The sequence below is a fragment of the Enterovibrio sp. FF113 genome (assembly GCF_041439165.1).
Classification (GTDB): Bacteria; Pseudomonadota; Gammaproteobacteria; order Enterobacterales; family Vibrionaceae; genus Enterovibrio; species Enterovibrio norvegicus_A.
The window spans coordinates 123,948-136,756 of sequence record NZ_JBGONO010000015.1 but is presented as its reverse complement, the minus strand read 5'-3'; the positions used below and the strand labels follow the sequence as shown (position 1 = coordinate 136,756).

Below are 12,809 nucleotides of genomic sequence, written 5' to 3'. Positions count from 1 at the left end.
CAGTACCACCATCGGTGCCGCCGTCAGTACCACCATCGGTGCCGCCGTCAGTGCCGCCGTCAGTGCCACCATCGGTGCCGCCGTCAGTACCACCATCGGTGCCGCCGTCAGTACCACCATCGGTGCCGCCGTCAGTACCGCCATCGGTGCCTTCTGCATTGAAAGTGACGTTATCAAAATACATTGTTGTATCAGCGCTACGCGTAGTATCCGCATCGACAAAGTCTGGGAATATAACCACGCCAGTCACTGGACCATCAAACAATGACGCAACATCAGAAAAGTCAAACGTCAGTTCTTCCCATTGATTAACGGTTGTGTTTTGGGCAAGAAGCTCTTGCGCATAACCACTTGCTGTTTCCAATTTGAAGCGAACTGTGCTGGCTTTGTCTTTATAAACCATCATGCGAACAACACTGTTTGATGCATCCAGCGTAAACGATTCAACGTCACGCGTGATCGCACCAGCCCATGGCGCACCCGCGGTGCGCGCAATGATTTTAGCGACAGTGTTTGAGTTATTTGTACCAGAAGCATCTGGGTTGGAAACAAACTCAATCGCAGGGTTGTCATCGTTTTCGAACACTTCCCACGCTAGCGTGTTGGTTTCGAAATCAATGCCATCACCAACGGTTGTTGTGCCGCCGTTTGTACCACCATCGGTGTCATTATTTACAAATGCAACATCAGCAATTTGCAGTGTGCCATTTTGTCCAAGTACGATAGCGAAGATGGTCATATCATCAAAGTCAGGCAATGGAACTTCCATTTGCACCCAACCGCCGTCTAACGCAGTACCTGTCGACAGCATGTAATCATTTGCATCTTCATCTTGAGTCAGACTACTGATCGCCACACGAACTGCGTCTAGATCTGTCTTCACTTTAAACTGAGCATGTGTATATGGCGTAACGTCTACTGGGTTGATAGGGCTTACCCACGCTAACGCACCCCAGCCGTTGGTGGCTGTCACATCAAGTGCAGGGTCATAAGTACCACCCGTTACATCTTCAATGCTCGTACCATTCCAAGCTTGCAGATCTTCGAAAGCAAAGTTGCTCTCTTGACCGGTATATAGAATATACGCAGTCTCTGGCGCTTCTGTTCCACCATCAGTGTCATTGTTTACGAATGCAACATCCGCAATTTGTAATGTTCCGTTCTGACCAAGTACAACAGCAAACGTCGTCATATCTGTGTAGGCAGGTAACGGTACAGACATTTGCACCCAGCCACCGGTCAAATCAGTGCCTGTTGAAAGCGAGTAATCATTTGCACTCTCACCTTCACTTTGGCTACTGATTGAAACACGAACTTGGTCGGCATCAGTCAGCACTTTGAACTCAGCATGTGTATATGGCGTGATGTCTACCGTAGTTGAGGTGTTAACCCAAGCCAATGCACCCCAGCCGTCTGTAACAGTCAGCGTAAGCGCTGGGTCATAGGTTCCACCCGTAACGCTTTCGATGCCCGCACCATTCCACGCTTGTAAATCTTCAAAAGTGATTGTGCTTTCTTGACCTGTATACAGGATGTATCCAGTACCTGATGAGCCAGTGCCGCCACCGTCGGTTCCACCATCAGTTTCCCCAGTCTTGCTGAAACGAACGTTGCGCAGTTCTAGAACACCGCCGTCGTCAGTTGAACCTTGGAAGAAAATCGGTGAAGTCACGTCTGTGAAATCAGGCGAAGTAGCGCTAGTCAGTTCAGTAACAGGGATTTTATATGACTGCCACTCAGAGGTAATTGAGTAACCACCTGGACCAAACGCAACACCATTGTTCGTTTGTGGTCGAGTGCTATCACCAAAGGCACCTGTTTGGAAGCCAATGTTGATTGCCGTTGTCGTGGTGCCTTTGATGTCAAACATCAGGTAACCGTTTTCAAAACCAGTCAGGTTTTGGCCAGAACTGCCAGAAACAGCAGCACTTGCTCCCCAACCCCAATCTTTCGCAGTACCCGCCGTTGGCGGCGTCGTTAGCTCAAGAACTTGCTTGTCTGGATTTGCAGCAAGCCACGCAGTATTTTCCCACGCAACCGCCGTCAGGTTAGCGTTAACCGCACCGTTATAAATCGTGTACTCATTGCCTTCTATCACACCACCTGCGTTGAACGCATATGGGATAGCAAGAATGCCGTCGATAACAGTTTGCGCGTTACCACCATTTGATTTAACGATTGGGTTGCCACCACGAGTAATCCCGTCGAAAGCACCGGCATCAACTTGATCCCAAATGGCGTATTTCGCATTGCCATTGATATCAACTAAACCAAAGTGTTGCTCTGAGTGACTTGGGTTGCTTGAATCGCCTTTCCAAGGTTCATCGAATGCTTGGAAGAAGAACACAGACGCACCATATTCACCTGCCCAGTCAGACATCGCATCAAAGTACGCTTTTTGCTTGTACTCATCCGCTGCACCTGTACCACCCGCGCCATAGCCTTCACTTGAAAGCGTTGACCAACCCGTTTCACCAATGTGAACTTGCTTGGTGCTGTCAACAGACAATACGCTCGTTTGTGCATCGTCAAACTGTGTCATTGCCATGCCAAATGCACGACCCATTGCCGCATCCGCTTGTGCTTGACGAGACATTGATTGCTCGTCAGCTGGAACACGCCAGAACTCAGGATCAAACTGTGTATCGTGGAATGGATAAACGTGAACAGAGACATAATCAACGGCTTGAATTAGCGCTTTGATGTCTGCTTCGTGGCCACGGTAGTAATCGTTGTTGATGGCCCAAACCGCCCAGTTCTCAGAACTGGTGATCCAGATATTGTTGCTAATTGTGCCATCAGCTTTCAGTGCTTGAAGCTCGTTAACGCGGCTCAATATAATGCCTGGCTCAACACGGTAGCTGCTTGCCCACTCAACCATTGCCTCATTACCAACAGCAATCACTTTGATAATGTCAGGGTAGTTTTGAGCAAACTCAACCGCTTTGTCCATTTCTGCATCGTTCTCAGGGCTTTCCTGAGAATGATCAATAGGCTGATCAGAGAATGCATTCAACGCTGAAATCCAAACACCCAGCATCACATTCATTTCGAAGCTTGCGTCTTCTTCTTTCAGTTGGCTAATTGCGATAAGCAGATTTTCAGTATCTGAGAAACCTTGTGTGTTATAGGTACGCAACATGCGAATACCTGAAGCGTGCATGATTTTAAGATCTTCTTTCAGATCGGTCACGCTGGGTACATTTGCTTCGGTACGTGTCGTTGTGCGGAATGCACCGTATGAGATCGCAGTGAGCTTTGCGTTACCAAGAACAGCTTCGCCTGGCGCATCACCATTAGTCACACTAGATACAGGGAAGTTTCCTGTTGGTGCAGGTTGTGCTGCTAGCTCAACGCCACCATGAGTGCCGCCGCCAGTACCACCATCGGTGCCGCCGTCAGTGCCACCATCGGTGCCACCGTCAGTTCCGCCATCGGTGCCGCCGTCAGTTCCGCCATCGGTGCCGCCGTCAGTTCCGCCATCGGTGCCGCCATCAATGTTTCCATCAGAACCACTTGCTGATACCAACACAACGTCCGCAAACTTCAAGGTGCCTTGACCGCTGAAGATCAAGCCAATCCACTTCATATCAGAAGTTTGTGGAATAGGCACTTCCATTTGAACCCAACCGTTTTCTAGCGACGTACCGCTTGATAGGTTGTAGGTATTTTTATCCTCGGATTCAGAAACACTCTGTACCGATACTTCAACAGTAGAAAATGCAGAGCCAGGTTGAACTTTGAATCGTGCAAATTTAAATGCGGATGCATCAACAGCATTTGCATCTTCATTGCCCCACGCTACAGCTGCAGCATCGGCACCCCAGCTGTTACCGCTGGCTAATGAAAATGATTTGGTGTACTGGTCGCCAGTAAGCGCATTAAGCACTGCACCGCTACCCCAGTTATCACCCCAGAATTCCATACCAAACGTGTCATCTTGATCACTGTAAGCAATGTATGCAGACTTTACAGAAGCGCTGGCGCTACGGGTAATGAGTTCAATATCTGCGATTTTCGCAGTTCCTGCATTACCTTCAAAAACTAGCCCAAACCAAGTCATATCTGTAAATGCAGGTGATGCTGGTAATGGAACTTCCATTTGTACCCAGCCATTGTCGAGCGTATCGCCATCAGACAATGTGTAAACAATCGCACTCTCACTCTGAGTAGCGCTTTGCACTGAAACTTTAACGGAAGAATAGTCTGTAGTTTGAACTTTAAAACGCGCAAAATTGTAAGACGAAATATCAATCGCGTTTTCAGGCTCATTACCCCAAGCAATCGCTATTGCATCGGCACCCCAAGTATTTCCGCTGGTAAGCTCAAAAGTCTTTGGAAACTGGTCATCAGCAAGCTCTGTGTATGTTGTACCACTCCCCCAAGTATCGCCCCAATATTCCATGGAAAATGTGTCGTCTTCACCACTGTAAGCGATATAGGCTTGAGCAGTCACTTCGCCTTCACCCGGTGTGACGCTGCCGCCACCAGAACCTGACCCGGCACCTTCATCATCGAAACTTGGCATGTCAGCAAGTGTTTTTGCAAAAGCAATATTACGAACTTGCAGTGTTTTACCTTGCTCGTCTTCGTCTTCTAAGCCTTTGAAGTAAACTGGAGAAGTAACGTCAGTGAAGTCAATTTTCTTATCGGCGATAAGCTCTGACATTGGGATGGTGAACTTCTTCCACTCAGTGTTGAATTCTCTGGTTGTCGTTCGAGCCGAAGCGCTGCTGTTAGCCGATTTTTGTTGCGGTGAAAACACAACACCATTTTCGGTACCCGGACGAGTGTTATCCGCTCCGATGGCTTCAGGGTCTTCTGCTGGCATGCCTGTTTGAAAACCAATCGTAACGGGCTTGGTCAGATTGCCTTTAACTTCAAGCGACATGTAGCCATTTGCATAACCTGACAAATCCAACGAACCTTGGCGAGTCGCCTGCGGCACGTTCGTATCATCCGTTGTTGCGACCGCCGCACCCCAACCCCAATCATCTGATTTACCATTTCCATCCGCAAAAGGAGGAGCGGCCACATTAACATGATCGTTAGTAGCACCGGCAAAACCGGTCAACCCGGATTTGTCATTTAGCTGCCAGCCGTAACTCGTGAGGTTCAAATCTGAGTTCAGACCTGAGCCATTCTCGTGAACTGTATAAAACTGAGGTGTTTTGCTTTCATCTCCGGTCACTGACGTTCCACTAACTGGATCGTCGCCACCGCCACACCCAGCCAATGCGACGGAAGCTAGTAACACCGTCTTAGCTAAGAAATTCTTCATCATGTCGTCCGTATGTTTGTCCTACATCTAATCAGCGACGAGCCAGTGCTTACCGCTGGTCTTAGAGCTCCCCTGCCGAACGGAGAAATCTTTTTGCAAAGTGGGTGTCATTGCCAAAAAGAAAGCGCTTTCACTTTATCTTCAAAATAAAGCCGGTTACCCAGCTTTACTGCCATCAAGGTATGAACCTCGCGCATAATGTAAATTTATTGTTAAGTGGCAGTACAACTCAACAACAATCTCCAATTTACATTGAATAGAAAGAGAAGATCCACGGTATGAGATGTAGGAAATGCAAGATTCTCACTCATGAGTCACATCACACAAATTGAAAACAAATATGCATCAATATCCATAATAAAATGCAATAGTCACTAACTTTGAAGACAAAATGTAAATTTAATGTGAAATGGTTAATGTTTTCATCTGTAAAATTTGCACTATTAAAGGACCCTGCTTAGTTTGTCACATGACTAGCGGTTTCTTGGTTTCATGTGGAATCACTATTGCTAACTTTTTATACACGTGGCACTGAAAATCTAGTCAAACTCGATACTTACTTCCTCTTCTGTCACTCGGGTGTCTGACATTTGTAAGGATAAATTCGGGTTTTAAAATACCATGATAAGAAAGCGCTTTCTTTTAGGGGTAACCTAATCTCTGACGGAGTGACAATGAAAAAGTCCAGATTATCGATGGCTGTATTGAGCGCTGCCGCTGCCCTTTCGGGTATGCCTGCTGCTAATGCTGCCATTATTGACGAAGTCGAATTCCACGGTTACTTCCGTGCCGGCTTTTTTGCCAGCAAGGAAAATGACTTTAAGAAAGCAGATATTGGAGGCCAAAAAGAACTGCTTGGCAGGCTTGGTTTAGAGTCTGACAATGACGGTAACATTGGTTTCACGACCATCACCAACATTGGTGATGACCAACAGCTTCGCATCAATATTGGTGTCGGTAATACAGAATTCGATGAGCTTATTGGTTTTGTAGAAATGGACGGCATCACTCGCTCAGGGACACTTTGGGGCGGTAAAAGAAAAATTGGCGAAGAAAACTACATCTTCATGACCGATTTTTTCTATACCGATCTTGATGGTCTTGGTGTGGGTATTCAAGATTATGAAGTCGGCGATGGATTTATCGATTTAGCGTATATCTCCAGCGACCGAAACATCAGTCTAACCGGCGACTATGATGATTTTGTCGATGCTGCGTATCAAACGAATAACGCAGGTGATATCGCACTAAACAAAGAATTCATCTTCAACGAAGCCGACCGACAACGTATTCAGTCTAACCAAAATAACCCAATGCACACTTTCCATGCCTCTTACACATTGGGTGCGTTAACAGTTCAAGGTAATTACAAGTACATGCCTAACAACTGGGATTTCACCGGTAAAGAGTGGGCTGACACGGGTTACGACGCAACTGCCATTTACCACATGCTCAATTTCTTTGGTCTTGAAGGGAATGCGTTCTCTTATGCCATTGCGCAAGCTGGTCGTGGTCTAGGTTCAGGAAACCTCCTTGGTGGAACCATCTCTGATTATGGCTCTCTGCGACCAGGCTCGCTGACTCAAGGCTACCACACGGGTGAATGGGGAGACTACTTTGGCGACCCATACTACTTGATCACTCACCGTGAAGAAGATGCGTTGTCTGCACGCGCTCTGCTTTGGGGTGGCTATACCAATAGTTCTGGTATCGGATTCTTCCCTTCCATCCAAGCACAGTATAACGATGAAGGGACTAACTCCACTGCAGGTGCTGACAACGGCGGCTACAACTACTGGGTCTCTGTGATGATGCGTAACATCTTCCCTGTAAGGGATAATTTCATCATCCAAACCGAAGCGGGTTATTACGAGAATACACAAAATGGTGGCACGTGGCATCAGTCAAAATTGACCGTCGCACCAACTTTCGTTTTGTCTGATGGCCTATCAACCGCAGAAATCCGGTTCACGGCAACATACCTGCCACTGTCTTGGACAACGGGTGATTCAACAGACCCTTCAGTGAAATTAAAAGACGACATCGTCTTTGGCATTCAGGCTGATGCCTACTGGTAAGCCGTTCACGTCATGTCTGGCTACGCTAAATGTGTAGCCCTAAAAAATAAGAGATTTTTAGCAATTCTCATGAATTGCCGACGAGTAAGGAAACAATGATGAGTAATTTCCCTTATCGACGTGCACTGTTGGCCACCGCGATTTTAGGCGCCATGGTAGGTTGTGAGTCGAAAGTGTATCAACCCGTTCAAGCGGGCCCAGACACCAGCGTTGCTGTGGTGCAACCCAACGCATCTTGGACGCTAATCTGGAACGATGAATTCAGCGGCGACACCATTGATAAGAACAAATGGGATCACGAAGTAAACTGCTACGGTGGCGGTAATGCCGAGCGTCAATGCTACACAAAACGCCCCGTTAACTCGTTCGTAGAAGATGGAAAACTGCACATCGTTGCACGCAACTATCAGTTTACTGGTCCTTCTGACCCAGAAGGTAAGAGCCGCCACAAAGCAACGCTTCCGTATACGTCTGCTCGCTTAAGAACCATGAACAAAGGCGATTGGCAATATGGGCGCTTTGAAGTGCGCGCTAAACTGCCATTCGGACAAGGTACTTGGCCAGCAATTTGGATGCTGCCGACTGACTATGTTTATGGTGGTTGGGCTGCGTCCGGCGAAATCGACATTGTCGAAGCGGTTAACCTGAAGACACCAACGGATGAGCTTGGTGCCGAAGCAGGTAAAGAAGAAGGCCGTATCCACGGTACGCTTCACTACGGTCGCGAATGGCCTGATAACGTGAGCACGGCGGCAGAGTATGAGCTTCCTGGTCACATTAACCCAGCAGATGGCTTCCATACCTACTCTATCGAGTGGGAAAAGGATGAAATGCGCTGGTACGTGGACGACGTTCACTATGGTACTCAGCGCTCTGACGGTTGGTACAGCCAATACAAAGAAGGCGGCAAATGGGTAACTGGCGAAAGTGATGCGCCGTTCAACCAACGCTTCCATATGATCCTAAACCTAGCATTGGGTGGTTCATGGGCGTCTAACGCCAATGAAGGCGGTATCGACGATGCTATCTTCCCACAAACCATGGAAGTGGATTTCGTTCGTGTTTACGAATGTTCAAAAGATCCTGCATCTGGAAAAGGATGTGCCACGGTATCGGAAGACGCACAGTTTGTAGCAGGTACTGCTGCACCGGAAATCATCATTCCGGGTCCAGATTATGCTCGTGGTCCATTGTTCACATTGTATGACGACAAACTCGACAAGCACCTGCGTTCGAAAGAATACGACCCGCAGTTCAAGATCTACACTGAGACCAAAGAAGTCACGGGACGTGGCAACGTTCTGGGCATCAAGAAAACGGGTGAAATCGGTAACTTCTACTTCGAATCCCCTGAAGTCAACATGACAGATTGGATGAACGGTGGTGACATCGTGTTTGACATGATGATCGAAGAAGCAGCACCAAATGTTGGCGTCATGGTTCGCGTCGATAGTGGCTGGCCTGCATCAAGTGATATTGACGTTGAGCTTCCTCCAATTGGTCAATGGAAAGAAGTTCGCATCAACGTTGCCGAACTGATCAACAATGGAAACCGCTTCGCACCAGGTGCAAAAGCGAACATTGGTGGTCTGAAAAACATCTTTGTTATTGAGCCTACTGGTCCAATGGTCCTTAACATCGACAACGTTCGTTACGAGAAGTAAACGCTCTGTAACATGATAACTGGGCGGCGTAAGCCGCCTTTTTTACGCCTATAAAATGTGCAAAAGCGACCAGATTTGATCAGACATGGCATTTCATGGTGCTCAGATCACTTTAATACTGGAAAAACCAAAGCAGTGATTGATAAAATCCCACCTACTTCAACAAACGTAAATTATAGAGAGTAACTCCCCATGGGACGCAGTTTCGAAGTTCGCAAAAATGCAATGGCGAAAACCCAAGGCGCCAAAGTTAAGCTGTATTCAAAATACGGCAAAGAGATCTATGTCATCGCGAAGAACGGTGGCGGCGATCCAGACACGAACCTTTCGCTAAAGCGCATGATCGAAAAAGCAAAAAAAGATCAGGTGCCAAGCCACGTCATCGACAAAGCGATTGAAAAGGCGGCTGGCGGCGGCGGTGAAAACTATGAAGTTGCTCGCTACGAAGGTTTTGGTCCAGGTGGCTTCTCTGTGATTGTTGACTGTCTAACTGACAACAACAACCGCACCTACATGGAAGTACGTCAGTGCTTCGTGAAAACACACGCTAAAATTGGTGGTCCTGGTACGGTTGCTCACATGTTCGAGCATCAAGCTGTATTCCAGTTCGCTGGCGATGACGAAGAAGCCGTACTAGAAGCTCTGATGATGGCAGACGTTGATGTCACTGACATTGAATGCGAAGATGGCGTGATCACTGTATTTGCCCCAACGACTGAATTTTTCAAAGTCAAAAACGCGCTGGCAGATTCCATGCCTGACGTTGAAATTGATGTTGAAGAAATCACCTTCGTTCCACAAACCATGACCGAAGTGAAAGGCGACGATGTTGCAGCTTTCGACAAATTCATGGACATGCTGAACGATTGCGACGACGTACAAAACGTATACCACAACGCAGAAATCGAGGAGTAATACCTCTACGCTGCGTCACGAAATGCCCGGTTCGACCGGGCATTTTCCGTTATATACCTAAGTAACAGGTTGGATTCCTCCATGGAACAACAAGATTTTGAAACGCTGGTAAAAACACTGTGTGAAAAAACCAGCTTGCCGGAAGCACTGGAAGTATTGAAAGCGTGTGATGATGCTGAAGTTGCAGAAGCCGCAAGTTCAATGACCGGCCAATTCTCACTGGCTGAAACCGAAAGTGGCGTAAACCGCGTTTACCATGTTTTCACCGAGCTGAATGATGAAGGCAAAGAAGAAGAATACGTCGAACACGTGATGAACGTGGGCGATGACGTGATCGTTTTCGTTGCATGGTTCTTCTACACCCAGTTTGAAATCAAAAACCGCGATACTTACGCGGCAGCGGGTCGCACTTACAAGCAACCTAAGCGCAGCTAAACGTCAGACCGTTTTCAAATCGTTTAGAAGCGAAAAAGCCAGAATCTTGATCCTGGCTTTTTCTTTGCCGCCCTGCTCATTCAGCGTGCACGCACGCGCGAGCAATACGTATTCCGATTGGTTTTACGTTTGCGCCAATGCGTTCATTGCCCCAATGTGCTGAACCAATGGGATAGGTTTTGCCATGCCAAAACCCTGCGCATAGTTAATCCCCAATTCCTTCAATAAAGTGGCATGCTCTTCCGTTTCCACGTACTCCGCAACAGTCACCAATGACATGTTCTTCGCCACTAAACTGATCGACTGTACAATGAGCTTGTCTGTGGGATTCGTCGGCAAATGGCGAATAAACTCACCATCGATTTTTAGTACCGTCACCGGAATACGACGCAAATAAGAAAAGCTCGCGTATCCCGTTCCAAAATCATCCAACGCAATATTGCAACCCGCCTCTTTCAATGCTTCAACGGTCGTAATGGCTTGTGCTTCATTTTCCAACGCTGCAGATTCTGTGATTTCAAAACAAATACGGTCGAGCGGTATCTGATATATCTTGGCAAGAGAAAGGACATAAGCAGAAAGATCTTCATCCCCCAAGGACTTTGCGGTGAGATTAATCGCGCAGCGGTTAATTAAATTCCACTGCGTAAGATGTGTCGATAATTGCTTAAATGTATTTTCGATCACCCATCTGTCCAATTTCGCTTCTACACCAAACTCATTGATCATGGGAAAGAACTCTTCGGGCTCTAACGAGCTCCCATCGGCTGGGCGCAACCTCAATAAAACCTCAAAACTGTTCGCTGCGGATGGGTCTTGCAGGTTTCGATAGGGCTGGCAGAAAAGCTCAAACTCATTGTTTTTGAGCGCATGTTGCACCGTGATCAACCGTGACACTCTTTGCCCAGAAAGCTGATTGTCATCAAACCAACAAATCTTTTGATTCGCTAAATAGGGCTGATCACAAAACACCGATATTTTAGCATCCAAATCCTCATCATTGGTCAATGTCCAACAATGCAATGTGTGTGAAACTAAACTGATCGACGTACCCTGCCAGTAGAACTGAAACTCATCCAGCATCAAGCTCAAAGTCACCAATTCGCCTTGGATATCCTCTTTTTGCGGTAGAAAAAACAACACGCCCGTCGTAAATGGTGGACGATATGCGCGCTTGATATCTGATCGTGCTGCAAAGAGCTCTCGAGTGATTTGACGTAGCAATTGTGCCTGTCCGCTGTGCCCGATTCCGGCAAGTTTGGTCAGGGTTGGCCACAAATCAAAAAACACCAATATAGGCTGCTCACAGTGCACCATATCCTCTTTGAGCTGTGAAAGATTGTAGAGTCCCGTGTAAGGATCTGTGCGTTCTACGCGGATTTTTTCATTCGACATCAGGAAACTTCGGATAGATGAACTGCCGTGAATGTAAGCCAAAATAGCAAATGCCGTGAGTATCTCCATCAATGCGACATATTCGTCGTTTAACGCCATCGCCGCGTTAACTTGTGTGGTTGCGCTGTAAACAATAATACTTACCACAACAGAGCCGATTAGCATTGGTCGTAAAATCCCAAAGCGCCCTATTCCGATAAACACAATGACCATTGAGACAAAGCCAAGAGAGTAAAGCATCAGAGAATCGGGTAAGAGCAGCTTAACGACGATAAACATAGCGAGCATTGCCAACCAAACACGGTAAGCCCACGGTGAGCTATTCATCCTGAAAATATTCTTGTCTAACGCGATGTATTTATCTTTTCCTGACCAAAACAAAACGCTCAATAACACAAAAAGTGGCGGTGTGATGATCAAGTGAGTGAGTGACATACTCACCGACGACAATAAGATGAATTCAGCACCGAGGAAAATACCAGAAAGGGATGCCACTAACGTGAGCAGTAGCGCCTGAAGTACAGGTAAGATCATGCCAAACAACAGAAAATAGATCCCCACTTTCAAAAGAACACTGTGGGCTTTCACTCTTTTCACGGCGTTGCTGTACGCAAGGGTCGTAATAATCGGCGGAATAGGTAACGTCGTCGCAAAGAGAAGTACGTGCACAATGGGCACATCGACGAACAGCAACTGATGGGCAAAAAGTGCAGCAATAATGGCAGGAAGAATACGCAACCCTAGCAGCAACATCGCTGCCACCATAAACGCATTAACAAACGACAGGACAAAGAAACCCATCGGCTCGAAGGTAAAAAACGACGAGAAATAGAAACTCAGCAATATGCCGAAGAAGATAGCTAAATTGGCAAACAGAGGTTTACGCAACTGACGATGTACAGCGTTCTTGAAGGAACGTCGTGCTGTATTTTCTTGCATTACCTTCCTCGGATTTTGCGTGCTGGGGAAAGCGTAGCAACCTCTGAGTGCGTAAAGAGTCTGATGTTGATGCTTTTTTGACTATGTGGCGGGTGTCTTAGC

General features: G+C 47.1%; 6 protein-coding genes. 4 read left to right on the top strand and 2 right to left on the bottom strand.

Features of this window, described 5'->3' with window-relative positions; all coding sequences use genetic code 11:
• Window positions 1-5,281, bottom strand: a 5,281-nt coding sequence (locus ACED36_RS13720) for a hypothetical protein (protein WP_371733432.1), incomplete at its 3' end; no start/stop codon positions are given.
• Window positions 5,282-5,955: 674 nt separating this feature from the next.
• Here ACED36_RS13720 and ACED36_RS13715 point away from each other — a divergent pair.
• From ACED36_RS13715 to ACED36_RS13700, 4 genes are all read left to right on the top strand, one after another.
• Entirely contained in the window at window positions 5,956-7,359 is a 1,404-nt protein-coding gene (locus ACED36_RS13715; protein WP_016960471.1) for a carbohydrate porin, read from the top strand.
• Window positions 7,360-7,457: 98 nt separating this feature from the next.
• Window positions 7,458-9,023, top strand: coding sequence for a glycoside hydrolase family 16 protein (locus ACED36_RS13710; RefSeq protein ID WP_017003333.1), 1,566 nt, complete (start codon window positions 7,458-7,460; stop codon window positions 9,021-9,023).
• A gap of 192 nt (window positions 9,024-9,215) precedes the next feature.
• Window positions 9,216-9,938 (top strand): YebC/PmpR family DNA-binding transcriptional regulator, encoded by a 723-nt coding sequence (locus ACED36_RS13705; protein ID WP_016960469.1) that lies wholly within the window; start codon window positions 9,216-9,218, stop codon window positions 9,936-9,938.
• A gap of 81 nt (window positions 9,939-10,019) precedes the next feature.
• Window positions 10,020-10,373 carry a hypothetical protein gene (locus ACED36_RS13700; RefSeq protein WP_017003332.1) on the top strand — a complete coding sequence of 118 codons (354 nt, stop codon included), beginning with the start codon at window positions 10,020-10,022 and terminating at the stop codon, window positions 10,371-10,373.
• Between the two features lie 123 nt (window positions 10,374-10,496).
• On the opposite strand, the gene ACED36_RS13695 is transcribed toward ACED36_RS13700, so the two are convergent.
• The gene (locus ACED36_RS13695; protein ID WP_371733431.1) at window positions 10,497-12,707 is read right to left on the bottom strand and encodes an EAL domain-containing protein; all 2,211 of its coding nucleotides are present in this window, start codon (window positions 12,705-12,707) and stop codon (window positions 10,497-10,499) included.
• Between the last annotated feature and the right edge of the window lie 102 nt (window positions 12,708-12,809).

Bases quoted from the DNA above. Each gene is read 5' to 3' on its own strand.
- ACED36_RS13695 (WP_371733431.1), bottom strand. From the start codon at position 12,707: ATGCAAGAAAATACAGCACGACGTTCCTTCAAGAACGCTGTACATCGT.
- ACED36_RS13705 (WP_016960469.1), top strand. From the start codon at position 9,216: ATGGGACGCAGTTTCGAAGTTCGCAAAAATGCAATGGCGAAAACCCAA.
- ACED36_RS13710 (WP_017003333.1), top strand. From the start codon at position 7,458: ATGAGTAATTTCCCTTATCGACGTGCACTGTTGGCCACCGCGATTTTA.
- ACED36_RS13715 (WP_016960471.1), top strand. From the start codon at position 5,956: ATGAAAAAGTCCAGATTATCGATGGCTGTATTGAGCGCTGCCGCTGCC.
- ACED36_RS13700 (WP_017003332.1), top strand. From the start codon at position 10,020: ATGGAACAACAAGATTTTGAAACGCTGGTAAAAACACTGTGTGAAAAA.